Annotated in this window: 28 protein-coding genes; 23 read left to right on the top strand and 5 right to left on the bottom strand. The window is 34.4% G+C overall.

What is annotated here, in order from left to right:
* Positions 1 to 66: 66 nt before the first annotated feature.
* Positions 67 to 1,461 (top strand): aspartate ammonia-lyase, encoded by a 1,395-nt coding sequence (gene aspA / locus BM253_RS01180; RefSeq protein WP_091517757.1) that lies wholly within the window; start codon positions 67 to 69, stop codon positions 1,459 to 1,461.
* 43 nt (positions 1,462 to 1,504) lie between these two features.
* On the opposite strand, the gene BM253_RS01185 is transcribed toward aspA, so the two are convergent.
* The 3 genes from BM253_RS01185 to BM253_RS01195 all read right to left on the bottom strand — a co-directional run bounded on the left by BM253_RS01185 (position 1,505) and on the right by BM253_RS01195 (position 4,674).
* The gene (locus BM253_RS01185) at positions 1,505 to 1,852 is read right to left on the bottom strand and encodes a heavy-metal-associated domain-containing protein (protein ID WP_091517760.1); all 348 of its coding nucleotides are present in this window, start codon (positions 1,850 to 1,852) and stop codon (positions 1,505 to 1,507) included.
* A gap of 124 nt (positions 1,853 to 1,976) precedes the next feature.
* Positions 1,977 to 4,208 carry a TonB-dependent receptor plug domain-containing protein gene (locus BM253_RS01190; RefSeq protein ID WP_091517762.1) on the bottom strand — a complete coding sequence of 744 codons (2,232 nt, stop codon included), beginning with the start codon at positions 4,206 to 4,208 and terminating at the stop codon, positions 1,977 to 1,979.
* A 46-nt stretch (positions 4,209 to 4,254) separates the two neighbouring features.
* Entirely contained in the window at positions 4,255 to 4,674 is a 420-nt protein-coding gene (locus tag BM253_RS01195) for an HYC_CC_PP family protein (protein WP_091517764.1), read from the bottom strand.
* A gap of 49 nt (positions 4,675 to 4,723) precedes the next feature.
* Here BM253_RS01195 and BM253_RS01200 point away from each other — a divergent pair, with 49 nt between their 5' ends.
* The 14 genes from BM253_RS01200 to BM253_RS01265 all read left to right on the top strand — a co-directional run bounded on the left by BM253_RS01200 (position 4,724) and on the right by BM253_RS01265 (position 16,435).
* Positions 4,724 to 5,182: a GAF domain-containing protein gene (locus tag BM253_RS01200; RefSeq protein ID WP_091517766.1), complete on the top strand. Its 459-nt coding sequence runs from the start codon at positions 4,724 to 4,726 to the stop codon at positions 5,180 to 5,182.
* 13 nt (positions 5,183 to 5,195) lie between these two features.
* Complete coding sequence (locus tag BM253_RS01205) at positions 5,196 to 5,783, top strand: hypothetical protein (protein WP_143095557.1); 588 nt, start codon at positions 5,196 to 5,198, stop codon at positions 5,781 to 5,783.
* Positions 5,784 to 5,871: 88 nt separating this feature from the next.
* Positions 5,872 to 6,141: a 30S ribosomal protein S15 gene (gene rpsO / locus BM253_RS01210; RefSeq protein WP_091517771.1), complete on the top strand. Its 270-nt coding sequence runs from the start codon at positions 5,872 to 5,874 to the stop codon at positions 6,139 to 6,141.
* Positions 6,142 to 6,276: 135 nt separating this feature from the next.
* Positions 6,277 to 8,511, top strand: coding sequence for a polyribonucleotide nucleotidyltransferase (locus BM253_RS01215; RefSeq protein WP_091517773.1), 2,235 nt, complete (start codon positions 6,277 to 6,279; stop codon positions 8,509 to 8,511).
* A gap of 78 nt (positions 8,512 to 8,589) precedes the next feature.
* Entirely contained in the window at positions 8,590 to 9,450 is an 861-nt protein-coding gene (locus BM253_RS01220; protein ID WP_091517775.1) for a carboxypeptidase-like regulatory domain-containing protein, read from the top strand.
* Between the two features lie 15 nt (positions 9,451 to 9,465).
* Positions 9,466 to 10,317, top strand: a complete 852-nt coding sequence (locus tag BM253_RS01225) for a carboxypeptidase-like regulatory domain-containing protein (RefSeq protein WP_091517778.1) — start codon at positions 9,466 to 9,468, stop codon at positions 10,315 to 10,317.
* An 85-nt stretch (positions 10,318 to 10,402) separates the two neighbouring features.
* Positions 10,403 to 11,266 (top strand): sigma-70 family RNA polymerase sigma factor, encoded by an 864-nt coding sequence (locus BM253_RS01230; RefSeq protein ID WP_090677933.1) that lies wholly within the window; start codon positions 10,403 to 10,405, stop codon positions 11,264 to 11,266.
* A gap of 102 nt (positions 11,267 to 11,368) precedes the next feature.
* The gene (locus tag BM253_RS01235) at positions 11,369 to 11,872 is read left to right on the top strand and encodes an RNA polymerase sigma factor (RefSeq protein ID WP_091517781.1); all 504 of its coding nucleotides are present in this window, start codon (positions 11,369 to 11,371) and stop codon (positions 11,870 to 11,872) included.
* Complete coding sequence (locus BM253_RS01240; protein ID WP_091517783.1) at positions 11,862 to 12,494, top strand: hypothetical protein; 633 nt, start codon at positions 11,862 to 11,864, stop codon at positions 12,492 to 12,494. Before BM253_RS01235 ends, BM253_RS01240 begins: the two co-directional genes overlap by 11 nt.
* Positions 12,495 to 12,611: 117 nt before the next feature.
* The gene (locus tag BM253_RS01245; RefSeq protein WP_091517786.1) at positions 12,612 to 12,806 is read left to right on the top strand and encodes a cold-shock protein; all 195 of its coding nucleotides are present in this window, start codon (positions 12,612 to 12,614) and stop codon (positions 12,804 to 12,806) included.
* A 268-nt stretch (positions 12,807 to 13,074) separates the two neighbouring features.
* Positions 13,075 to 14,241: a glycoside hydrolase family 26 protein gene (locus tag BM253_RS01250; RefSeq protein ID WP_091517788.1), complete on the top strand. Its 1,167-nt coding sequence runs from the start codon at positions 13,075 to 13,077 to the stop codon at positions 14,239 to 14,241.
* A 219-nt stretch (positions 14,242 to 14,460) separates the two neighbouring features.
* Positions 14,461 to 15,096 carry a collagen-like triple helix repeat-containing protein gene (locus tag BM253_RS17250; RefSeq protein ID WP_091517791.1) on the top strand — a complete coding sequence of 212 codons (636 nt, stop codon included), beginning with the start codon at positions 14,461 to 14,463 and terminating at the stop codon, positions 15,094 to 15,096.
* Between the two features lie 13 nt (positions 15,097 to 15,109).
* Positions 15,110 to 15,826: a hypothetical protein gene (locus BM253_RS01260; protein WP_091517793.1), complete on the top strand. Its 717-nt coding sequence runs from the start codon at positions 15,110 to 15,112 to the stop codon at positions 15,824 to 15,826.
* A 12-nt stretch (positions 15,827 to 15,838) separates the two neighbouring features.
* Positions 15,839 to 16,435 carry a collagen-like triple helix repeat-containing protein gene (locus BM253_RS01265; RefSeq protein WP_091517796.1) on the top strand — a complete coding sequence of 199 codons (597 nt, stop codon included), beginning with the start codon at positions 15,839 to 15,841 and terminating at the stop codon, positions 16,433 to 16,435.
* A 65-nt stretch (positions 16,436 to 16,500) separates the two neighbouring features.
* On the opposite strand, the gene BM253_RS01270 is transcribed toward BM253_RS01265, so the two are convergent.
* Together BM253_RS01270 and BM253_RS01275 are read right to left on the bottom strand one after the other, a co-directional pair.
* Complete coding sequence (locus BM253_RS01270; protein WP_091517798.1) at positions 16,501 to 17,241, bottom strand: LytR/AlgR family response regulator transcription factor; 741 nt, start codon at positions 17,239 to 17,241, stop codon at positions 16,501 to 16,503.
* Positions 17,234 to 20,179 carry a sensor histidine kinase gene (locus tag BM253_RS01275; protein WP_091517800.1) on the bottom strand — a complete coding sequence of 982 codons (2,946 nt, stop codon included), beginning with the start codon at positions 20,177 to 20,179 and terminating at the stop codon, positions 17,234 to 17,236. Before BM253_RS01275 ends, BM253_RS01270 begins: the two co-directional genes overlap by 8 nt.
* 239 nt (positions 20,180 to 20,418) lie before the next feature.
* Between BM253_RS01275 and BM253_RS01280 the strand changes: the two genes are divergently transcribed.
* From BM253_RS01280 to BM253_RS01315, 8 genes are read left to right on the top strand one after another with little or no spacing between them, the layout of a single operon-like run.
* The gene (locus BM253_RS01280) at positions 20,419 to 20,784 is read left to right on the top strand and encodes an NADH-quinone oxidoreductase subunit A (RefSeq protein WP_091517803.1); all 366 of its coding nucleotides are present in this window, start codon (positions 20,419 to 20,421) and stop codon (positions 20,782 to 20,784) included.
* A gap of 14 nt (positions 20,785 to 20,798) precedes the next feature.
* Entirely contained in the window at positions 20,799 to 21,350 is a 552-nt protein-coding gene (locus BM253_RS01285) for an NADH-quinone oxidoreductase subunit B (RefSeq protein ID WP_091517806.1), read from the top strand.
* Position 21,351: 1 nt separating this feature from the next.
* The gene (locus BM253_RS01290) at positions 21,352 to 21,873 is read left to right on the top strand and encodes an NADH-quinone oxidoreductase subunit C (RefSeq protein ID WP_091517808.1); all 522 of its coding nucleotides are present in this window, start codon (positions 21,352 to 21,354) and stop codon (positions 21,871 to 21,873) included.
* A gap of 10 nt (positions 21,874 to 21,883) precedes the next feature.
* Positions 21,884 to 23,122, top strand: coding sequence for an NADH-quinone oxidoreductase subunit D (locus BM253_RS01295; protein WP_091517811.1), 1,239 nt, complete (start codon positions 21,884 to 21,886; stop codon positions 23,120 to 23,122).
* 3 nt (positions 23,123 to 23,125) lie between these two features.
* Positions 23,126 to 23,659: a complex I 24 kDa subunit family protein gene (locus tag BM253_RS01300; protein WP_091517813.1), complete on the top strand. Its 534-nt coding sequence runs from the start codon at positions 23,126 to 23,128 to the stop codon at positions 23,657 to 23,659.
* 18 nt (positions 23,660 to 23,677) lie between these two features.
* Positions 23,678 to 24,025 (top strand): VOC family protein, encoded by a 348-nt coding sequence (locus BM253_RS01305; RefSeq protein ID WP_091517815.1) that lies wholly within the window; start codon positions 23,678 to 23,680, stop codon positions 24,023 to 24,025.
* Positions 24,026 to 24,043: 18 nt separating this feature from the next.
* Positions 24,044 to 25,408, top strand: coding sequence for an NADH-quinone oxidoreductase subunit NuoF (gene nuoF / locus BM253_RS01310; protein WP_091517817.1), 1,365 nt, complete (start codon positions 24,044 to 24,046; stop codon positions 25,406 to 25,408).
* 10 nt (positions 25,409 to 25,418) lie between these two features.
* Complete coding sequence (locus tag BM253_RS01315) at positions 25,419 to 26,441, top strand: NADH-quinone oxidoreductase subunit G (RefSeq protein WP_091517819.1); 1,023 nt, start codon at positions 25,419 to 25,421, stop codon at positions 26,439 to 26,441.
* Positions 26,442 to 26,443 lie beyond the last annotated feature (2 nt).

The following is a 26,443-nucleotide window of genomic DNA, read 5'->3' on the forward strand; positions in this document are numbered from 1 at the left end:
ATTTGTTAATATTCCGTTTAAATTAAAAGTAGGTTGAAAGATTTTTTGTAATTTTAAACAAAAAGCATGAACTCTTTTCGGACAGAAACTGATTTATTAGGCGATTTACAGATACCCGAAAATGCCTACTACGGCGTGCAAACCCAACGCGCTATTAACAACTTTAAAATATCGAACCACAAATTATATCAGTATCCCATTTTTATAAAATCGTTAGCGGTTGTGAAATTAGCGGCTGTTGAAACGAATTTTGAATTAGGATTGATCAACGAAACACTGAAAGATGCTATTTCGCAAGCTTGTTTAGATATTCTGAAAGACCAGTATTTTGAGCAGTTTCCTATTGATATGATTCAGGGTGGTGCAGGAACTTCGGTAAATATGAATGCCAACGAGGTAATTGCGAATATTGCTCTGGAAAAACTGGGGCATCAAAAAGGAGATTATCAGTATTGTTCTCCGAACGATCATGTGAATCTATCACAATCTACTAACGATGCGTATCCTTCGGCATTAAAACTGGCACTATTTCAATCATCGAAACAAGTTACTAATGCGTTAGAAAAATTGTTTTTTGCTTTGGATAGAAAAGCGAAAGAGTTTGAAAACGTTATTAAAATGGGGCGAACCCAATTGCAAGATGCCGTTCCAATGACTTTAGGTCAGGAATTTGAAGCATTTGCATTTACACTGAAAAAAGAAATTCCGTATTTACAAGATCAGGCTTTTCAGTTTTTAGAAGTAAATATGGGCGCAACCGCCATCGGCACCGGATTAAACGCTCCGAAAGGTTACGCACAACTTTGTGCAGAAAAATTGGCAACTCTTTTAAACGAACCGGTTAAGTTGGCAGAAAATTTAGTCGAAGCAACATCTGATACCAGCAGTTTTGTAGGTTATGCCAGCGCGTTAAAAAAGTTGGCTGTAAAATTATCTAAAATCTGTAACGATTTACGATTGTTAACATCGGGACCGCGAACTGGTTTGTACGAAATTAACTTACCGCCAAAACAACCGGGATCGTCAATTATGCCGGGTAAAGTAAATCCGGTAATTCCGGAAGTGGTGAATCAGGTTTGTTTTAAAATAATTGGGAACGAACTAACCGTGAGTTTAGCTGCCGAAGCCGGACAATTACAATTAAATGTTATGGAACCAATTATTGCATTGACCTTATTTGATTCGATTGAAATATTAACAAACGCCATTGACACACTACGTGTTGAATGTATTGAAGGAATCACAGCAAACACCGACCATTTAAGAAACGAAGTACAAAACAGCATTGGTATTGTTACAGCTTTAAACCCAATAATAGGTTATAAAAATAGTACTAAAATTGCCAAACAGGCATTGCAAGAAAACCGCAGCGTTTATGATTTAATTATTGAACAAAATATTTTAACAAAAGAACAATTGGATACTTATTTAGATCCAAAAAACATGCTGAGTTCGCATTAACATAAAATAACCCCGAATAAATTTCGGGGTTATAAAAAATTATTTACGATTCACGATCGTATTTACAACAGCCATGTAAACCATCGTAGTTCTCTTTTGTTGCTTTAACATCTTTTGTATCATGACCAGCTTTAGCAACCGATTCTTGAATTTTTAAAGCATCTGTTTTATTTTCGTCGATAATCAAGTGAAGCGTTTGATCATCTGCATGCCACTCTGCCGATTTTACTCCTTTTACGCTAAAAGCAGCTTTTTCAATACGTTTTTTACACATATCGCAGTTACCTTTTACCTCAACATCAACTTTTGCGTTTTTGTTTTTCTTTTCTTGCGCTGTAGTTGTAAATGCAACACCTAAAACAGCCAATAATACTAATAAGTATTTTTTCATTTTTCTTTATATTTTAAATTGTTTATTTGTTTAATCGTTTAATTGCTTATCCGTTAAGATTGTTTCATTTGACAATAACAAACCAAATGTTAGACTTTTGAGATTATGAATTTAGACTAAAATACTATTTAATTTTAAATCGTAAACCGCCATAGAACATCTTACCAAAAATTGGTCCGTACACAATAGTACTATCAAATTCATTGCCAAACGGATCATCGGCTCCTAAAATTACACGGTGCTGTTGGTAATTCCCAATGTTTTCGCCACCTACATACACTTCAAATTTATCAGAAAACACTTTTGTTACCTGTGCATTGATCGTAGAAAACGGATTGGTATATGATGTCAACTGATTTTCTGCCGAATTATCGCCCGTATAAGGTAAACGCTGTGCACCTAACCAGTTCCATGTAGTATCAAACTTCCAATATGCACCATTATGTTCATGAGTAGAAAATTCTAAATTGGCAAACAAACGATGTTTTGCCTGTAATGGACGTTCTAACGTTTTGTCGCCGTACGTTGTTTTAATATCGTAATATTTGTACGCTGTTCTTAAGTTTAAGTGTTTAATGATATTGTAATTCAATTCAGCTTGAAAAGAATTCGCGTACGATTTTCCTTCTAAATTATAAAAATTAACGGTTCTTGCAGATTGATCCATATCAACTACAATTTGGTTTTGGAAATCGGTACGATAAAAATCAAGCGTTAAACTAGCGTTCTTTCCTAAAAAAGTAAAATCTTGCGAAACACTTAAACCGTAATTCCAAGCAATTTCAGGATCCATTCCGTACGCTTTTCCACCTTCGTTTAAAATATTAAACTGACGTGAACTTGCGAACAAATACTGGTTTTCTGCAAAAATATTCGCTAATCTTTTTCCACGACCTGCCGATGCACGAACAGTTGTTTTCTCCCACGGATTGTAACGCAAATGCATACGCGGAGTTACAAAAGTTCCCAATCGGTTAGAATTATCAATTCTTCCACCTAAAATCAATGCTAAATTATTGGCGTTATCATACGTATATTCAAAGAAAGCGCCGTAGCTTGTATCGATTCTGTCGAAATTTTGACTACCGTAATTTGCTACGAATTCCGAATAATCATCATGCATAAAACTTGCTCCGGTAGAGAATTTATGCAGCGTATTACTGATGATGGAACTATATAAAAAGTTGGAATAAATGCTGCGTTGCGTAATATCGAATTGGTTTAAACCAAAATACGAATTTTGTTTATGATAACTGAACGAGTTTTGCCAACCAAAGCTTTTGTAAGGCTGATCTGGAAAAACGTAACCAACTTTTGTGCTGGCATCAAACTTATCGGTGTTTAGTTCAGATCCCCATTTTAAGGTTGATAATTTGTGTTGATCTTTATCAAAATCTAATTCACCGGTTTGCTTTTCGTCTTTCATGTATCGAGCCGTAATAAAGGCAATCCAACCTTTTTCAAGGTTTTGATACTGCCAACGGTTCATTACGTTTACCTGACTTCCCAGTGGATTATCTAAAAATCCGTCGTGATTCATATCGTTCTTTTTAACGCGGGTATTTCCATGTACAAATAACGAAGTACTCCATTTATCTGAAATTTTCTCGTTAAAATGTGCATTCAATTCAAAACGCGCATCGGTAGATCCGTATAAATTCAAAAAGAAAGGAATATCGTTTGCAGGTTTGATCAATTCAGTATTGATCTGTCCCGAAATACTTTCAAAACCATTTACTACACTTCCCGCACCTTTGGTAACCTGAATACTTTCTACCCAGGTTCCCGGTGTGAACGATAAACCGTAAGCCTGCGAAGCCCCGCGAACACTCGGAATATTTTCTTCAGCAATTAAAATATAAGGACTTGTTAAGCCCAACATTTTAATTTGTTTTGATCCGGAAATGGCATCGGAAAAATTCACATCGATTGATGGATTTGTTTCAAAAGATTCTGCCAAATTACAACAAGCCGCTTTTAGCAACTCACCACTGTTCATGGTTTGTGAATTGGTAATACCTTTATTGCGTTCGGTATTTTTCTTGTTTACGTTTACAACCAATTCATTTAAGGCTGCTTCTGGTTGAATTTGAAATGTGTAAAATTGGTCTTTATCTGTTAATTCGGCTTCTAAAACCTCATATCCTTCAGCATAAATATAAATTACAGACGGTTCGTTTAAAGTAACTTCGAACATTCCGAATTTATCTGTAGTGGCAACAACGCTGTCGTTAACCGTAATATTTGCTTTTTCTATAGATGTATTGTAAGTATCTAAAACTTTACCCTTGTAAGTATCTTGGGCATAAATGTTGTGCACGCCAAACGCACACAATAGCATTAAGGTATATTTCATGAATTTGCATAATTAATTAAACATTCTTTTGGTAAAAAATGTGTAATTATGCGTACAGCAAATACTGGTTGTAGAGTTTGTATAAAGGTGGAGCATTACTTTCGCATTTAAAAGTAACGTTGATTTTCTTTGGCAGATTGATTTTAGAAATAACAAGCGGCTGAAATTTATAAACAACCGGCGTTATAAAGTCTGAAAACTGCTGAACGTTAGAAATTTTAATAACAACCTCGTCTGTTTTTTGCTTGATTGTTTCGTTTTTACAGCAATCTTTCTTTACCGTTTCGTTCTTTTCTTTGCAACACGCTTTTTCGTGCGTGTCTTCTGCACAATTTATAGACGCAGCGTAACCTAATTCAACCTTTTCAATTTCGTTACCACAATAATGAATATTAATAGCCAGCCCTACATTCGAGAAAAGTACGGCAACTGCTAATAAAATATTATATAGATAGCGTTGAAACATTTAAATTTTGCTGCGTTTTAATTTTTTGTAAATTTACTAAAAAAAGAATATGGAAAGAGCACAATTAAAGATTTCTTTAACAGAAATCATAAAATCAGACAAAACCATTAATGAACGATTACAAGAAATTTGTAATCTTTTACATTTAAATGTAGCACATTACGATTGGGTTGGTTTTTATTTTGCCGATACCAGCAAGCAAGAATTACACTTGGGACCCTTTGCCGGATTACCTACAGACCACATAATTATTCCGTTTGGAAAAGGCATTTGCGGACAAGTAGCCGAAAGTAATGAAACTTTTTTAGTTGATGATGTTACTGCGCAAGACAATTATATTTCGTGCAATATTGATGTAAAATCGGAAATTGTTGTACCAATTATTGTAAATGGTATCAACATCGGTCAGATCGATATTGATTCAAACACCGCAAGCGTATTCACCAATGAAGATCAGGAATTACTGGAATGGCTTACCGATGAAATTGCAGAAATGTATAAAAGTTAAAAAACAACAAATCATGAGAAAACACCTTATTAAAATTTTTACTTTATCATTATTAACTGCAACAACTGTTTTTACTTCTTGCGAATCAGACAATGGATCAGACATAAACTATTCAAATGAATTCAAGAAAAGAGATAATGAATTTTTAAAGGAGCATACACCTAAAATATCTGGTAGTTGGAAAATTGAAAAAATGGTAGTAGTACCCAATAATGGATCCGAAATTATTAAAAATGATACTATTCTATACAATCTTGGTAGAATTGATGTAAATGTGGAGGAAAAAGAGATGGAAGATGATAGAGTTCGATTTTACTTTAATGGAAACTTTTATTTTAATGAAGAAGTAATACCTTTTAGATCATCATTAGTACATCCAAATCTCCATGATAAATCAATTTATTCTTTAATTCAAGTCGATCCGAAATATTTTCCAGAACCTTCAATGAATTTTGATGATTTACCAGAAGAATATCAATTATTAGCTGACTATTTTTTTAATGACAATTATGATATCACTTCCAGCGAAGATGGTAAAACTTTAATCTGGAAAGGTTTAGAACGTTCAACTAAAGAAATCATCCTAACCAAAATAGATTAATTAAAATTGTCAAATTAAAAAAAAGATGTACATTTGCATCGAATTTTTTAATTCAAACATACATAACAATCATTTAAATAATATTAGCATGTATTTAACTAAAGAAGTTAAAGAAGAAATCTTCGCTAAACACGGAGGTGCTGCAGCGAACACAGGTTCAGCAGAAGGACAAATTGCATTATTCACATTCAGAATTTCGCATTTAACAGAGCACTTAAAAAAGAATCGTCACGATTATAATACAGAGCGTTCATTAGTTCTTTTAGTAGGTAAAAGAAGAAGTCTTTTAGATTACTTAAAGAAAAAAGATATCAACAGATATCGTGAAATCATTAAAGAATTGGGTATTAGAAAATAATCCATTACAAAGAGGTGTGCGCATGTGCACCTCTTTTTTTTATTATATTTAAGCATAAAAGCTTGGTTTTTCATTGGGAACACAACAACAACACAACAACACAACCCATTGTTTAATCAATTAGAGAATTAATTTATGATTCCACAATTATTTGTAGAAAGCATCGATTTAGGTGATGGCAGAAACATCACAATCGAGACAGGACGTTTAGCAAAACAAGCCGATGGTTCTGTAGTAGTAAGAATTGGCAAAACGGTTATTTTAGGTACCGTTGTAGCCGCAAAAAAAGCAAGTCCGGGCGTAGATTTTTTACCATTAACGGTAGATTATCGCGAGAAATTTGCAGCAGCTGGTCGTTTTCCAGGTGGTTTCTTTAAAAGAGAAGCGCGCCCAAGCGATAGCGAAGTATTAACAATGAGATTGGTTGACCGCGTTTTGCGTCCGCTTTTCCCAAGTGATTATCATGCAGAAGTTCAGGTTATGATTCAGTTAATGTCTCATGACGAAGACGTAATGCCTGATGCATTGGCAGGTTTGGCAGCTTCGGCAGCACTTGCTTTGTCTGACATTCCTTTTGAAACATTGATTTCTGAAGCAAGAGTTGGACGTATCGATGGAAAATTCATCATTAACCCTTCTCGCGCACAGTTAGAATTGTCTGATATCGATATGATGATTGGTGCTTCAAGAGATTCTATCGCAATGGTAGAAGGTGAAATGAAAGAAATTTCAGAAAAAGAAATGGTTGAAGCCATTAAATTTGCACACGAACACATTAAAGTACAAATTGATGCGCAAGAAAGATTAGCAGCAGCATTTGGAAAAAAACCGGTTCGTGAATACGAAGGCGAAAGAGAAGACGAAGCTATTTTAGCAAAAGTTAAAGAAGCAGCTTACGATAAAATTTACGCTATTGCAAGCAAAGGTTCTGCAAAACACGAACGTTCTGCGGCTTTTGACGCTGTAAAAGAAGAAGTAATTGCGTTGTTTACAGAAGAAGAATTATTAGAAAACGGAGATTTGGTTTCTAAATATTTCAAAAAAGTAAACAAAGATGCTGTTCGTAACGTAACATTAGATTTAGGAACTCGTTTAGATGGAAGAAAAACTACAGAAATCAGAAACATTTGGTGCGAAGTAGATTATTTACCATCTGTTCACGGTTCTGCATTGTTTACACGTGGTGAAACACAAGCATTGGCAACTGCAACTTTAGGAACTTCTAGAGAAGCAAACGTAATTGATTCGCCATCTGAACAAGGAGAAGAAAAATTCTACTTACACTATAATTTCCCACCATTTTCAACAGGAGAAGCTCGTCCGTTAAGAGGAACTTCAAGAAGAGAAGTTGGTCACGGAAACTTGGCGCAACGTGCATTAAAAAACATGATTCCTGCAGATTGTCCTTATACAATCCGTGTGGTTTCTGAAGTATTAGAATCAAACGGATCGTCATCAATGGCTACTGTTTGTGCAGGTACTTTATCGTTGATGGATGCAGGTATTCAAATGATTCGTCCGGTTTCTGGAATCGCGATGGGATTGATTACAGACGGAGATCGTTTTGCCGTTTTATCTGATATTTTAGGTGATGAAGATCATTTAGGAGATATGGATTTCAAGGTAACTGGAACTTCAGAAGGTATCACCGCTTGCCAAATGGATATTAAAATTGACGGATTGAAATACGACATCATGGAACAAGCTTTAGAGCAGGCTCGTGAAGGACGTTTACACATTTTAGGGAAACTGACAGAAACTTTAGCTAAACCTAACGAAGAAGTTAAAGCTCACGCTCCGAAAATTATCACAAGAACAATTCCGGGAGCTTACATTGGTGCGTTGATTGGTCCGGGTGGTAAAGTAATTCAAGAATTACAAAAAGCTACAGGAACAACCATTGTGATCACCGAAGTTGACGAAGAAGGTATTGTTGAAATTTTAGGTACAGATCAAGCAGGTATCGATGCAGTATTGGCAAAAATCCAATCGATCACTTTTAAACCACAAGTTGGCGAAGCTTACGAAGTTAAAGTAATTAAAATGTTAGAATTTGGCGCTGTAGTAGAATATACTGCTGCACCAGGAAACGAAGTTTTATTACACGTATCTGAATTAGCTTGGGAACGCACAGAAAACGTTACCGATGTAGTAAACATGGGAGATGTATTCCAAGTTAAGTATTTAGGTTTAGATCCTAAAACAAGAAAAGAAAAAGTATCGCGCAAGGCATTATTACCTCGCCCTCCTAAACCAGAAGGGAAACCTGAAAACAAAGGAGAAGGCAAGTCTGAAAACAGAGAAGGCAGGCCAGCACACAGAAATAACGATAACAAACCTTCTAACGAGAAGAAAGAAGAAAACAACTAGTTTTTGTTAAATCTATTCTAAACCGATGAGCAAACCTCATCGGTTTTTTTATTTTTACAACCAAAACAAACTTACTTTATGAAAAACACTTTACTACTTTTTGTATGCACACTTGTTACACAAATTATCACTGCGCAAAACATCAACCTTCAAATTTCAGATTCTGAAACAAAAGAATCTATTGAATTTGCAACCGTGCTTCTACCCGATTACAAAAAAAGTTTTGTATCAAACGAAAAAGGAATTTTTATGATTGATACAAACAAATACAAATTACCGTTAAAAGTAATTGTGGAACAATTTGGGTTTGATCAAAAAGAAATCACACTACAAAACAATACCAGCGCTTATAATATTTTTTTAGATCCGGCTACAGAAGTACTTCAAGAAATCATTATTCCACCAGCAAACGCCAAAATTAAAGAACGAACTTATGGCAGAACAAGTGAAGGATCGGGAAAAATAGCAGGTTTTTTTAGAAGTTATAATTCTGAAAATAAAGATTCGGGGTTAGAATTCGGGATGATACTAAATACAAACAATAAGTTAAAAAAAGTAAAGAAAATTCATTGGCATATTGGAAGCGTTGGTTTTATAAAAGCAGTTTACAGTCTGCAGTTTTACGAAGTTGAAAATGGTAAACCAACAAAAAGAATTCCACATACAGATATTCACTTTACAATTAAAAACACCGATTTAGGATGGAACATTGTAAATGTTGAAGATTTAAATATTTATATTGACGGATCTAAAAAAGTAGCTGCAATTTTAAAAACTTTAAAAGTAGATTTAAATAAAAAAGCAGATGACAACTATTTGGGGGTAAACGTTGGTTTTGCAGCAGGAAACGTATTGACGGCACGAGATTCGCAATTTGAAGAATGGATGAAAATCCCTATGAATTATCCCTTTTATATCACAGTAGATTCGTACGAATAAAACCAAATAAAGCTTATGAAAAATTCACTTTTATTACTTTTCTTTACATTTTCTACACAAATTATCACAGCACAAAATGTAAAGTTTCAATTAAACGATAACCAAACTAAAGATCCCATTGAGTTCGCTACAATTCTATTACCCGATTATAAAAAAAGTTTGACTTCAAACGAAAAAGGAATTTTTGTAATTGATACAAACAAATATAAATTCCCTTTAAAAGTAAAAATTGATCATTTTGGTTACGACAAAAAGGAAATCATACTACAAAATAATAATTCTTTACAAATTACATTTATTGAACCATCGTCAGAACTATTACAAGAACTGATTATTCCACCAGCAAACGCCAAAATTAAAGAACGAACTTATGGCAGAACAAGTGAAGGATCAGGAATAGGAACAGGTGAAGATTCAGCCTATAACTCTAACACAAGCTATGAGTTCGGTATGGTAATGAATATCAAAGAGAAATTCTTAAAAGTAAAAAAAATTCATTGGCATTTAGAAGGCTTTACTTTTAATCGTGGTTATTTTTCTGTTTACTTCTATGAAGTAAAAAATGGCAAACCATCTAAAAGAATACCTCATCAAAATATTAACTTCATTTTATCCCATAAAAGCAGAGGCTGGAATATCATCAATATTGAAAATATGGACCTATACATAAGCGGTCATAAAAAAATTGCTGTCATAATCAAACAACAGAAAATAGAACTTCAAGAAAATAAAAGCGTAGGTTCTTTCTTTCAAAACATAGGTTTAACCACCGGAAGTTCTTTTGTCACACGATCTTCTCCTGATGACGAATGGCTTACAATACCAGCAAGTATTCCTTTATACATCACCGTAGATTCTTACGAATAAAAAAACTTTTACAACTTTTTGTAACATTTTGCAACATGGTGCGTATAACTACAAGTTAACAACAAAGGAAGGGGTTATTTAAAACATGAGACAACTTAAAATTACCAAACAGGTAACCAATCGTGAAACGGCATCGTTAGACAAATATTTACAAGAAATTGGTAAAGTAGACTTAATTACAGCCGACGAAGAAGTAGAATTAGCACAACGCATTAAAGCAGGCGATCAGCGCGCATTAGAGAAATTAACAAAAGCTAATTTACGTTTCGTAGTATCGGTAGCAAAACAATACCAAAATCAAGGTTTAACATTACCCGATTTAATTAACGAAGGAAACTTAGGATTAATTAAAGCCGCACAACGTTTCGACGAAACACGTGGTTTTAAATTTATTTCGTACGCCGTTTGGTGGATCCGTCAATCAATCTTATCAGCTTTAGCAGAACAATCACGTATCGTACGTTTGCCATTAAATAAAATTGGTTCTATCAACAAAATCAACAAAATGTATGCGTTGTTAGAACAATCGAACGAACGTCCGCCATCTGCAGAAGAAATCGCTAAAGAGTTAGACATGACGGTAAACGACGTGAAAGAGTCAATGAAAAACTCTGGTCGTCACTTATCAATGGATGCGCCTTTAGTAGAAGGAGAAGATTCTAACTTGTACGATGTATTGCGTTCGGGTGAATCACCAAATCCGGATCGTGAATTGATTCATGAATCGTTAAGAACAGAAATCGAGCGTGCGTTGGAAACATTAACTCCGCGTGAGGCAGATGTTGTTCGTTTGTATTTTGGTTTGGGCGATCAGCACCCAATGACGTTAGAAGAAATCGGCGAAACCTTTGATTTAACACGCGAACGTGTTCGTCAAATCAAAGAAAAAGCAATCCGCAGATTAAAACATACATCTCGCAGTAAAATCTTAAAAACTTATTTAGGATAATATAATTTTAAAAACTCGTTATTTAGGTAACGAGTTTTTTTGTATCCGCTTTGTAACAAATCAAAATAAACGATACTAACATTTTGTAAAAATTATTCTGCTTTGAAAGCCACCGAAAAAGAATTCTTGGACTTGATGCAAAAACACAAAGGAATTTTATATAAAATTTCTAGGATGTATTTTGACCATACGGAAGATCAGGAAGACTTGATTCAGGAAATGACTTTTCAATTGTGGAAATCGTACCAAAACTTTAAAGGCGACAGTCAGTTTTCTACCTGGATGTATCGTGTTTGTTTGAATACCGCTTTAACCTTCTTTAAAAAAGATGATAAAAAACAGGACAAATACGAACTTCATGAAAATTATGATAGAATTGATACAGACGACAGCGCTTTTAAAGAAGAACAGCTGAAATATTTTTACGATGCCGTGCAAGAACTCAATAAAGTAGAAAAAGCCCTTATTTTTTTGTTTTTAGAAGGAATGAATCATAAGGATATTGCCGAAAATTTGGGTATCAGCGAAGTGAATGCACGAGTAAAGTTAAACAGAACAAAAGAAAAATTACAAACCATCATAAAAAAGAACGGATATGAATTTTGATGAGTTACAAAAAAAATGGGACAATCAACCCGAAAAGGATATTAACATAAAACCAGAATACTTAACTAAAAGTAAATCGCTTGCCGAAAAAATAATTAAAAGTTTTAAACGCGAAGCCATTTTCTGGTTAGTAAGCATTGTGTTTATTTTAATAGTTCCTTTAATGGAATCGTCGCAAATACATGGTGTTTTAAGCCTTATATATTACTTTTTAGTATGCCAGTTTATTGTTTTTGGTTTGTATTATTATCGTAGATTTTACACCATTAGTAAAATGATTAAGCAACCAAATACGTTTAATAGTCGCGAAAGTATTATAAGACTGTATTACGAGTTTCATTTTGCTATTGAAACATACCGCTCATCTATCTACATTTTGTTACCTACTGCCATAGCTTTGTTTGTAATTACGGCAGGTAAAGATAAAACGTACGATTTGGTTGATAAATTCTATCATTTTAAAGAAACTTTTCAAGCCGATCCCGCGTTTATCTATACCGTTTTAATCATAGGCGTTATAACAATTATTGGTTTGATATTACTCTCGGAATGGATTATTAAAAAGTTCTACGGCAGATATTTAAAACAGCTAAAAGAACTAATGGACGAATTTGAAGATTAAAGAAAATTATAAAATATGAATTAAATGTAATTTTTTATAAAATAAAAGTGGAAAAACTTTGAAAACAGAATAAAAAGTCTATCTTTACACATTATTAATTTATTTTATCAATTACAAATGAGAACAGGTACAGTAAAGTTCTTCAATGAATCAAAAGGATTTGGTTTTATTACAGACGAAACAACAGGTCAAGACATTTTCGTTCACATCTCTGGACTTAAATCAAGAGAATTAAAAGATGGAGATGTAGTGAACTACGTTGAATCTGACGGAAAAAAAGGAAAAATCGCAACTGACGTTGTTGTTTTATAATATACGTTAGTTAAAAAACATATATTTAGTTCCAAGTAAAACACCTGCAAACCGCAGGTGTTTTTTTTATGGCAACTATTTCTTTTAAATTATTTGAAAAGCATTCACCTTAATTAAAGAAAAAGCAAAACTTACACTTAATACATAAATTTTTATTTCATGCATATTTTAGTCAGTTGGTAAACTCAAAACCGTCATTCGTCAAAAATAAATAGATAGTTTGCTTTTTTATGTCGAATTTCACTAGATAATTAAAATTCAAAATGTTATGAAAGCGATTTATTTTCTATTGTTTTTATCATTGTGTATTTCATGTGGTGATGATAACACAGCAGATAGTATAGACAATGACCCTCCTATTCCGCAACCAAGCGAAGAAAAAATTAAGTTTGTAAACAATCTAACGCGTATAGCTAACGAAGGAAAAATCATTATCGGGCATCAATCTACCAATGTCTCGGGTATAGGTTGGCGATATAACGATTTTCCTAACGGAGAAAAAAGTGATTTTAAAGATGTTTCAAACAAAATTCCCGCAATTATGGGATGGGAATTTGCTCCGAACGGTTTGCAGTTCATTAATAATTACGAAGGAATTCCTTACGATAAAATTATACAGCTTTGCAATAAAAACACTGCCAATAACGGAATTAACACCTTTGCACTACATCCGGACAGATTTGACAGAGCTGGTGGTTCATGGAGTTCTGGTCCAGGTTCGGTAAAGTCTATTCTACCCAACGAAGCAAAGCACGAAGTATATAAAAAATATTTAGACGATATGGCAGCCTATTTTGCACAACTTAAGTTACCAGATGGAAAACCTGCACCTTTTATTTTTAGACCTTTTCATGAAATGGATCGGGAATGGTTTTGGTGGGGTTCAACCAGTTGTACAAACGAAGAATATATTGCCTTGTTTAGATTTACTATTGATTACCTAAGAAGTAAAAACTTACCCAACATGGTAGTTTGTTATGCACCCGCAACTCCGCTTGATGCTACCGAATATTTAAGAAGATATCCTGGCGATGCGTATGTTGACGTATTAGGGATAGATCTTTACCATTTAAGCACGGCACCAAACAGTAACAATGGCGCAAATTGGGATTTTATCAAAGGTAAACTGCAGATGTTACAGCAGGTAGGAAATCAGAAAAACAAACCGATTGCGTGGACTGAAACCGGGCAGCAAAATTTAACATCAAACACCTATTTTACACAATTAACACAGTTACTAAAAAGCAATAACATTAAACTTGCATACCTAATGTTTTGGTCAAACGCCACTACTACAATTGACAGCGGAGGAGGATTAGGCTACTACGTTCCATATTCAGTTATGAATAATAATGCTTTAAAAAATGATTTTATCAATTTCACCAATCAACCTAACTATATTTTTCAAAATTCGCAAGAAGCAATCTACAAGTAATATAGAATGGAATTTTAAATGAAAAATTTGAATTAGAATACTTTTTGATTTCATACTTTTTTGGCAGCTTACCTTATTCCGGTAAGCTGTTTTGTTTTAATGATAGTCAGATTATTTAAAAATCGCACTTTACAAACTCAATCCAGCCATTACTAAATTGTTACATAAAAACAATAAATTCTCATGATACATTTGATTATTAATTAAAAAATAATAATCATGAAAGCAAAAGGAAATTTTTTTATCGGACTTATATTAATAAGTATTTCAACCGCATCACTAATCAGTTGCGATGCAGACGATGATATTATTATGCGCGAAGAATTAAAAGGCGATGTTGGACCGCAAGGACCAGAAGGACCAGAGGGACAACCAGGACCAGAAGGACCAGAAGGACAACCAGGATCTGTGGATATTTACAGCTCCACATGGATGAAGTTCGATTATGATGCAGAAAACCTTACACCTGGAGCAGGTATATTTAACTACCGCACTTTAGACAGTATAAGAATTACTGAAGATGTTATAAATTATGCAGCAGTTTTTGTTTATGCAAAATTTTGCGAAAATTGTAATGTGTATGCACTTCCACATATTCCTAATTCAGATTTTTCTATTTTATTTGAATTGAATCGAAACTTGGGCTTAAGAACTGAGCTTTCTAGATACAATCGTTCTTTCCCAGCTATTTCTATATGGTACAGATATGTCATTATTCCTGGAAACGCACCTGCTAAAAGAAGTGAGGCAAACAGTACTTTACAACAATTATACAGAATAGGCAATCAATCCTATACTTTAGATCAATTAAAAACTATGTCTTATGAGGAAATAAGTTCATTAATTAATAATTAAAAATTGAAAAATCATGAAAAAAATTGACAACTTTATAAAAATACTTATGGTACTAAGTGTTTTTATTTTCTGTTACGCTTGCGACTCTAATGACGATGGTGCTTCAACTCCTACTCCAACAAAAGTTACAGCAGAAAGCTTAAACGGATATTATGTACCTTACCAAGATGAAACCGAAGATGGTAATCAAAGATACCGAGTAATTTATTTTGTAAAAGAAGAGGGAACAATGAAAGCATACTTTGATGGACAAGGTATACGAAGAGTAGCTTCATTAAAAGTTACTGACAACAAATTCATTTTCGATTTAAATTCAGACGGATCTACCTTATTAAATTTTAGCTTTTCTTCCGACAATACGGGAAAAATATCATTAACAAGCTTAACAAGAACAGGTAGTTCTAATACTGAAATAATTCACTACGAAATGTTTTCCTCTTCACAAACACCAAGCTGGGGCGGTTTTACTTTTGAGCGAACTGCCGGTGTATCGAATTTTTTTAAGTATTACAGTTTTTCTGGTAATAGATCGCTTTTTGCAAACAGTACAGTTGCCAGCACCGAACCTGATCAAGGCTGCTACGAACTTGGTAACAGCATAGGTTTTAAAAGCAACAATGATATATTAATGGGAATTTTTGTACCATCGTGGAAAGGCGATGCGAATGTTAAAATGTTGTTGGCTAACAAAAATATCTCAACTGTTGCAATTTACAAATATTATAATTAAAAAACGATTAATATGAAAACTAAATTAAAACTATACACAAAATTTATTATTTTGTGTTGTGCAAGCTTACTTTTAAGCAATTGCGATGGAGATACCGGACCAGAAGGATTACAAGGTCCGCAGGGAGAAATTGGAGCTCAGGGTCCACAAGGTCCACAAGGAGAAACCGGACAACAAGGAAATGCAAATGTTAAGCAATACAATTTTGGTGCTTTTGACCATAGTGGAGCAGAAATAGCTAAAGAAATTCCGCTGACAGTTGCTGAATCTGAAACAAGTATGATTTATATTTTTGTTTCCGCAAACAACTTTTGGTATCCTTTGCCAGGATATGCAGGACCAGTTCATTCGTACAGAATATATTTCAGAAACAATGCAAACACTACAGAATGTTTTATGACCAGACTAACTGGTACAGGTTTACAAAGCTTTGCTGGTATGCGCATCTTTGTAATAAAATCAAGTAGTACTGTAAATGCTAAGAATGCTAACAACGACGAAAGTGTAAAAATTGTTAAAACGGATGATGGAAATTTTTATACGGAAGCACAATTAAGGCAAATGTCATATAAAGAATTTTGCAATGTATTAAATATTTCAACCAATTAATTTCATTAGTTTATCAATAACTCCATTTAAATTTTTAAGCAGCTTTTCAAAAAAAGCTGCTTTTATTATATCTTTTTAAACAGATTTAAAAAATCTTGTTTCTTATTACGGCTTAATACAACTGATGTTTTGTCTTGCATAATAATTTCACCACCTTCACCACGAATATACTGACTTATGAATTTTAAATTGATTAAATACGATTTGTGAACCCTAAAGAAAATAGGATTATCTAATAAAACCTCTTCAAAAACCGCTAAAGACTTACTTACCAAATGCTTGTCGCCGTTATTCATTACTACGAAAGTATAGGCATTGCTTGCAGAAAAATACATAATGTCTTCAATCTTAATAAAAATCAATCCTTTCAAGGTTGATAACGCCAATGTATCAGACATTTGTGTCATGGTAAATTTTGCCAGATTGGAAACCTGTTCTGTTGTGGTAAGTAATTCCTGCTGATGGTATTTATCTATAGCCTGCTTTAATTCGTCCATTTCTATGGGTTTTAAAATATAATCTAACGCATTTAATTTTAATGCTTTTATAGCATATTGATCATAAGCTGTTGTAAAAACTACCTTGAAAGGCAATGTTTCAAACTGCTGTAATACTTCAAACCCGTTTAAATAAGGCATTTCAATATCTAAAAATACAATATCGGGCTTCAATGCGGTAATTCTTTCTTTCGCTAATCGACTATCTTGAATACTTTCTAAAATTTCAATTTCTTTAAAATCTTGTAAGTAATGTGCCAAGGTAACCAAAGCGTGTTTTTCGTCGTCTATTAATAATACTTTAATCATTTTCTTCCAGGTTTAAGTGTAGAATCACTTTTGTTCCTACGGGTTTGTTATTGTTGTTGTATAAATCTAAAATTTCCAAATAATTTGCAGTATTTAGTTTAACTATACGTTCTTCGGTAATTTTTATACCGTACGATGTATGTTTTTTAGCTGTTTTTAATAGCACACTTCCTTCTCTACCAATTCCATTATCTTCAATTTCGATTCGAAGTTTGTCTTTGTTTTCTAAAATAAATCGCACATATAACTTTCCGTTGCCATTGGCTTTATGCCTTAAGCCGTGCCAAATAGCGTTTTCTGCAAAAGGTTGTACAATAAGCGGCGGAACAAAAACTTCGTTTTCTTCTATATCGTTGTCAATTACAATTTCATAAGTAAAACTATTTTCTAATCGCACGGCTTCTAACTGCAAATAAAGTTCGGTTGTTTTTACTTCTTGCGCTAACGTAATCCATTGCTGTTTAGAACTTTCTAAAATATTGCGCATTAGTTTAGAAAACGATGTAAGGTATTTACTGGCATCGGCTGTTTTATGCTGAATAATATAACTATTGATAGAATTAAGCGTATTGAACATAAAATGCGGATTCATTTGTGCACGCAACATTCGCATTTCGGCATCTTTTACCTGAAGTTCGTATCGCTTTTCTTTCATTTTTCGATACAGCGAATAGCGAAACCAACCGTAAACCAAAATGATAACAGCAATACCCAACAGCACATAAAACAAAGGCGATTGCGTAAATGGTGGTTTAATTTTTATGGAATAGTGTAGCTGATCCTTCAATTGATTCTGCAAATGATCTGTTACTCTAATCTTGATATCATACGAACCTGGCGATAAATGATTAAACGACAGTTCTGCTTGGTTTCCTAAAGAAATCCATTCATCGTTGTTAACGCTGTATTCATAAAAAACCTTGTTGGGTTCCAAATACGAAAAGGTTGAAAACTGTAAAGTAATATTGTTTTGCTTGTAATTCAGTATTAGCTCTTCGGTATTTTTATAATGCTTACCATTAATTAATAGTTTTGTTACTTTGATTGTGTTTTGTAACGGACTTTGTAATACATCGGTATAATTTACAATAATCAATTGGTTTTCGCCACCTAACAACAAACGATTATTACTTGCTTCTTTAAAAGCGTATTGTAAGGTATTCGTTGTTAAACCATCTGTAGTATTTATTTTTACAACTTTGTTTTTACTTTTTAAATACACATGCAAACCGGCATTCGTTGCAAAAAACACATTTTCGTTTGTATCTTGCATTAAGCCCGTTATATAAGTATCGTCTATTGGGTATGAATGAACATCTATTTTCTTTTTAAGTTTCCCCGTATTTTTTCCCATAGAAAAACCGCCGTATGCAGATAACAGTACATTGTTTTTATTGTCTGTATAAATTCGGTTGTAATAATCGCCCACAAACAAATCACGATGATTGTTAAATGATTTATGTGATATATCAATAAACATATGTTGATTTTCATCGTATTTACAAATGCCAAAGCCTTTAGGCATCCAACCTACCAACCAAATATTTTGTGCATGATCTACTGTAAGATCGTTCCATTTGTTTTGTTTCCAAAAATCGACCGTATTTTTAAAATTTGACCTTATCTTTTTATTGGTTTGTAAATTGTATCTAACTATTTCATTACTGGCTGATAAAACCCATAACTCTTTATCAATAATTATAGATTTTACAATGTCTTCATCAGCAACGAATCCATTTAAATTCAATTTTTGAAACAAATTTCCTTTCCATAGAAAAATACCGTGCGTTGTGGTAAGGTAAATATCTTTATGAAGTGTAAAACTTTTAATTTTAAGATTCTCTGGAAATTGTTCCATTAAACGCCAATGCTGATTTTTATATTGCAAAACCTGATTATGGCTTGTTAAAACCCAGAATTCATTTGGTACAAGTTCAATAACATCTAAAATAAAATTCCCGCTTTTAGAATATTCAGCAGGAAAATTTAAAAAGGTTAATCCTTTCTTTGGCAAATGTAATTGTAGCAATCCTTTTGATGTAGCCACCCAAAAATTATTGGTTTTTTCGTTAACGATAAAATGCTTTATAGTAAAATTCTGCGAAGCAAAAACGGATGTAAACTGATTGTTTTGAATGTTGTATATTTCATTGGCACTGATTCCATACAAATTATCATTACTTAAAACCAACTGCTGAAAAACTACCGAAGCTGGAGTTTTAACGATCTTTACAATTTTATTTTCTATAAGATCATAAAAATGTAAATCTCCTTGTTTGGTTGCGATGATAAGCTGATTGTCATTTTTTTCAACAGCCGAAACTTGTAACTTATTCAGATTTTTGTTTGATGAGGCTAAAAGTAAATTTGTAGTTTCATTCCATTCGTACAAACCATTAGGCGTAAAAACCCAGATTTCTCCGGTACTTTTTTCAACAAATTGTATATCGATATTTAGATCTTTATTATCTGGAAAAACGGGAAAAGAAACTATTTTTTTATTGTGCAGATATTTGATATGATTAAAATCAGAACACCAAATTCGTTCTTCACTATCGATAAATAAATTTTCAAAATGATCATTATTAGGATCTTCATCCATATAATTTTTAGATTGAATAATTTCTATCTTACCATCATAGCTGTAATTTTTTTTGTGTAACGCCTTACCATCTTCATAATACAGTGCATTTTTAAAAAAATACGCATTTAATATATTTTGCTGAGTTGGATCTTTCAAGTAAAACCTGTTTCCATCAAACTGAATAATTCCTTTTCTGGAACACAATTCGATTCCCGCTTGTTCGGAATAACAGACATAGGTTAAATCGTCCGACGGCATTCCATCGAAATAATTATACAGCTTGCTATTTATAGTTTGTGCGTTACTAGTAAAAACAAGTATCAACAAGAATACGACCGCAATTAACTTTCTCATAATTAAAAATAAGTAAAAGTCACCATATAAAAACACGCAAATTCACAAAATTGGTAATTGGATATAGCAAATGCATCTTTTACCTAACAAGCTACAATTAATATTAATCTATAATTATTTAAAACCATTATAAATTAAGCTTAAACCGTTAAAATGCCGAACAATTAAAAACAATTGGGTTTTTTATACGAGCCGAAAAAATTATATTTGAGGTTTCAAAAATTAATGTACCAAACAACATGCAATCAAATCAGTTAGATTTAATTCCAATCCTTATGCAGCTTGGGCTGGCGGCGGGTTTTGTTTTTGTAACCATTATAGTTTCAGGTTTTTTAGGTCCAAAAAAAGCATCAAAAAATAAAGACGTAAACTTTGAATGTGGTATAGAATCGTTCGGTAATGCCCGTGTTCCCTTCAATGTTCGCTACTTTTTAGTGGCAATTCTCTTTGTTTTGTTCGATGTAGAGGTTATTTTTATGTACCCTTGGGCAGTAAATTTCATGGAACTAGGTTGGGAAGGCTTATACAAAATGGGCATTTTTATGTTCCTTTTAATTGTAGGCTTACTATACGAGTTTAAGAAAAAAGGATTAGAGTTTGAATAAATGCAGAATTAATTATGAGTAATCCATCAAACATAAAACAAGTTGCTCCGCCCGATGGTTTTTCTGGCGAAGGTTTTTTTGCAACAAAATTAAGTGAAGTTGTAGGTTTGGCTCGTGCCAATTCTATGTGGCCATTACCATTTGCAACATCATGCTGCGGTATTGAATACATGGCAACAATGGCTGCTACTTACGATATAGGCAGGTTCGGATCAGAACGTATGAGTTTCTCTCCTCGCCAGGCAGATATGCTTTTGGTTATGGGAACCATCGCTAAAAAAATGGCTCCGATCTTACGCCAGGTGTACGAACAAATGGCAGAACCTAAATGGGTTATCGCCGTTGGTGCTTGCGCAAGTACAGGTGGTGTTTTTGACACGTATTCGGTTTTACAGGGTATCGATAAGGTAATTCCTGTTGATGTTTATGTACCAGGTTGCCCTCCACGTCCCGAACAAATTTTAGACGGAATTTTAGAACTGCAGAACATCGTTAAAAACGAATCGGTTCGCCGTAGAAGCAGCGATGAATATAAAGATTTATTAAACTCATATAACATTAAATAACATGAGCTTAACAAACGAAATAATTCAGCAAACCTTAAGCCAGCAGTTTACTCCAAAAGTAGAAAACTTTCATATTCTGCACGATATGTTGGCGTTTGAAGTTAAAAAAGATGCATCGTTCGAAGTGATTAAATTCTTAAAAGAAGATCCTTCTATGAACTTCAACTTTTTAACCGATGTTTGCGGAGTTCATTACCCAGATTACGAAGAAGACCGCCAGTTTTGTGTGGTGTATCACTTACACAATTGGTTTGATAATATACGTGTTCGCGTAAAAGTATTTTTACCGGCAAACAATCCCGAAGCAGAAAGTATTGTTTCATTGTATCCTGCCGCTAACTGGCAAGAACGTGAAACTTATGATTTCTACGGAATTGTATTTAAAAATCATCCGCAGTTAAAACGTATTTTAAATATGGATGAAATGGAATCTTTCCCACTTAGAAAAGAATTTCCTTTAGAAGATCAAGGTAGAACCGATAAAGACGACCGTTTCTTTGGTAGAACTGGTCCTAATTGTTAATACGAAAACTATGTCTGATTTATTATTAGTTCCGGAAAAACGATTTGAAAAACAAATCAAGGAAACAAAAGAAAAAGATGGTGTAGAATTATCTATTTTAAATTTAGGTCCTACACACCCGGCAACCCACGGAATTTTTCAAAACATTCTTTTAATGGATGGTGAAAAAATCATCGATGGCGAAGGAACCGTTGGATATATTCACCGTGCCTTTGAAAAAATTGCAGAAAACCGTCCGTTTTATCAAATCAACGTTTTAACCGATCGTTTAAACTACTGTTCATCACCTATCAATAATACCGGTTGGTGGATGACGGTTGAAAAAATGTTGGGTATCGAAATTCCAAAACGCGTACAATACATGCGTGTTATTATTATGGAATTAGCGCGTATTGCCGATCATATTATTTGTAGTTCTGTAATGGGTGTTGATACTGGCGCGCTTACAGGATTTTTATACGTAATGCAGTACCGCGAAAAAATCTACGAAATCTACGAAGAAATCTGTGGTGCACGTTTAACAACAAACATGGGAAGAATCGGTGGTTTTGAACGTGATTGGAGCGAAACGGCTTGGAGAAAAATCGATGAATTTTTAGCGGAATTCCCAGCTGTTTGGACAGAGTTTGAAAACATGCTGTCGCGTAACCGTATCTTTATGGATCGTACTATTGGCGCAGGTGCTATAGATGCCGATATGGCAATGGGTTATGGTTTCACAGGACCAAACTTACGTGCTGCCGGTGTTGATTACGATCTTCGTGTAGCACAGCCTTATTGTTCGTACGAAGATTTTGAATTTGATATTCCTGTAGGACAAAATGGCGATTGTTACGATCGTTTTTGTGTGCGTAATGCAGAAGTTTGGGAAAGTATGAAAATCATTCGTCAGGCATTAGAAAAAATGCCGGCAGAAGGAGGATTTCATGCAGATGTTCCCGATTATTACCTTCCACCAAAAGAAGATGTTTACAACAACATGGAAGCCTTAATTTACCATTTCAAAATTGTTATGGGTGAAATTCCTGTACCTAATACCGAAGTGTATCATGCAGTTGAAGGCGGAAACGGCGAATTAGGTTTTTACCTGATTACCAACGGTAGCCGCGTGCCTTACCGTTTACACTTCCGCAGACCTTGTTTTATTTATTACCAGGCATATAACGAAATTGTTAAAGGGCGCAGCTTGTCTGATGCTATTATTACCCTTTCAAGTATGAACGTTATTGCAGGCGAATTAGATTGTTAACCTATGGAAACATTACAACGATACCATCAAGATATTAACATAACTCCGGCGTTAACAGAACGTATCAACGAGTTAATTAGTCATTATCCCGAAGGAAGACAAAAATCGGCATTACTTCCCGTATTGCACGAATTGCAAGATGCACACGACAATTGGTTAAGTGTTGAATTGCAAAACAAAGCTGCCGAATTTTTAAACATTACCCCTATCGAAGTTTACGAAGTGGTTACTTTTTACACCATGTTCAACCAAAAACCGGTAGGAAAATATATGTTGGAATTTTGTGTAACATCTTGCTGTGCCATTAATAAAGCCGAAGATGTTATGGATTATGCCTGCGAAAAATTAGGCGTAAAACCAGGACAGGTAACAGCAGACGGATTGTTTTCTGTTGTTGGTGTACAATGTTTAGGTGCTTGTGGTTATGCGCCAATGTTACAGTTGGGCGATTTTTACCACGAACATTTAACCAAAGAAAAAGTGGATCAATTGATTGAAGATTGCAAGGCTGATAAAGTGACTTTACACGATAAATAACATTTTAAAAGTAAAGTAATGAATACAAAGCTAAAACACGAGCAAATACAATACATTGAATTTCTTTCAAAGGATATTGTTAAAGCCAAGAATTTTTACACCGAATGTTTTGGCTGGAAATTCTCAGATTACGGAGAACATTATACAGCCTTTGAAGGAGATTATGTCGATGGTGGATTTACCACAGGCACCCCAATTAAAGGAACTATCTTAATCGTTCTTTATTCAAAAGATATTGAAGCAAGTAAAAATAAAGTGATAAGTGCCGGCGGTACTATCGTAAAAGATATTTTCAGTTTTCCGGGCGGTAAACGTTTTCAATTTACAGATTTAGACGGCTATGAAATTGCCGTTTGGACGGAATAACTGACATACTGAAAAACTATGGGACAAAAGATATTATTTGAAAAAATCCATATTCCGGGTATTAAAACGTACGATGTTTATCGTGAAAATGGTGGATATGCTTCTGTAGAAAAAGCATTGAAAATGAACCCCGACGATATTACCGAAGAAGTAAAAACTTCTGGTCTGCGTGGTCGTGGTGGTGCAGGTTTCCCTGTTGGTTTAAAGTGGAGCTTTATCGATAAAAAATCAGGAAATCCACGTCATTTGGTTTGTAATGCCGATGAATCTGAACCAGGTACGTTTAAAGATCGATATTTAATGGAATACATTCCGCATTTATTGATCGAAGGAATGATTACCTCGTCGTTTGCGTTAGGCGCAAACCTTTCGTATATCTACATTCGTGGTGAATACATGTGGGTTTTTAAAACCTTGGAACGCGCAATAAAAGAAGCTTACGCAGCCGGTTGGTTGGGTAAAAATATAAAAGGATCGGGTTACGATTTAGATCTTCACGTTCATTGTGGAGGCGGAGCGTATATCTGCGGAGAAGAAACCGCTTTAATTGAATCTTTAGAAGGTAAGCGTGGAAATCCGCGTATTAAACCGCCTTTCCCTGCTGTTAAAGGTTTATGGCAAAACCCTACGGTTGTAAATAACGTAGAATCTATCGCCTCGGTGCCTTGGATTTTATTGAATTCGGGCGAAGATTATGCTAAAATTGGTTTAGGCAGATCTACCGGAACAAAATTATTCTCTGTTTCTGGTCACGTTAAAAAACCGGGAGTTTATGAAATCGAAATGGGTATGACCGTTGATGAATTCATGAATTCTGATGAATATTGTGGTGGAATGATCGATGATCGTCCGTTAAAAGGATTAATTCCTGGTGGATCGTCGGTGCCAATTCTTCCGCAACATTTAATTTTCAAAACAGCTAACGGCGAAGATCGTTTAATGACATATGAATCGTTGGCAGATGGTGGTTTTGCAACAGGATCATCATTAGGTTCAGGCGGATTCATCGTTTATAATGATACTGCTTGTATCGTTCGAAACACTTGGAATTTCTCAAGATTCTATCACCATGAAAGCTGCGGTCAATGTTCACCTTGTCGTGAAGGAACCGGTTGGATGGAAAAAATCTTGTGGAGAATAGAAAACGGTCAGGGTACAGAAGAAGATATCGATGTATTGTGGAGCATTCAGGCAAAAATTGAAGGAAACACCATTTGTCCGTTAGGCGACGCTGCTGCTTGGCCAGTTGCTGCTGCTATTCGTCATTTCAGAGAAGAATTTGAATACCACATTCGTTTCCCTGAAAAAATTAAAAACAGAGATCATTTTGTAAGTGAGCCTTTTGAAAAAGTGAAACATTTAATGCAAAATACCACCGTTTAATAGAAAGATTATGAAAGTTACAATAGACGGAATAGAACTAGAAGTAGAACCAGGTACAACCGTACTACAGGCGGCGCGCATGATTGGCGGCGATGTGGTACCGCCTGCAATGTGCTACTATTCAAAATTAAAAGACACCGGCGGTAACTGCCGTGCCTGTTTGGTAGAAGTATCAAAAGGTAGCGAAGCAGATCCACGTCCTATGCCTAAAATGATGCCATCGTGTAAAACGGGCGTTATGGACGGAATGGAGGTTAAAGTAAAGACTTCAGACAGAGCATTAGATGCCCGTAAGGCAGTTACAGAGTTTTTATTGATCAACCACCCTTTAGATTGCCCTGTTTGTGATCAGGCTGGTGAGTGTGATCTACAAAATTTATCATTTAAACACGGTTTAGGCAAAACTCGTTTTAAAGAGGAAAAAAGAACCTTTGAACCTGAAAATATCGGCGATAAAATACAATTGCACATGAACCGTTGCATTTTGTGTTATCGTTGTGTGCATACGGCAGAACAAGTTTGTGGCAGCAGAAATCACGGTGTTTTAAATCGTGGCGATCACGCACAGATTTCAACCTATATTTCAGCTTCTATAGATCATGAAATGTCTGGAAACATGATTGATGTTTGTCCGGTTGGTGCGTTAACAGATAAAACCTTCCGCTTTAAATCGCGTGTTTGGTTTAACAAACCATTCAATGCACACAGAAACTGCGATAAATGTTGTGGAAAAACGACTGTTTGGATGTTTGGAAACGAAATTCAGCGTGTTACGGCTCGTAAAGATGAATATCATGAAGTAGAAGAATTTATCTGTAACGAATGTCGTTTTGATCATAAAGAAGTATCTGATTGGGTTATTGAAGGCCCAAGAAAATTCGAAAAATTCTCGGTTATCAATCAAAACAACTATACCCGTAAAATGGATAAGGTTAAAATTGATACTGAAAAGCATATTTTAGAAGGCCGCGATCAAGATCGTAAAAAAATTAGTATGACAGAAGTTCCATATAAAAACACAGAAAACAGTTAATT

It is taken from the genome of Paenimyroides ummariense (assembly GCF_900115115.1).
Taxonomy (GTDB): Bacteria; Bacteroidota; Bacteroidia; order Flavobacteriales; family Flavobacteriaceae; genus Flavobacterium; species Flavobacterium ummariense.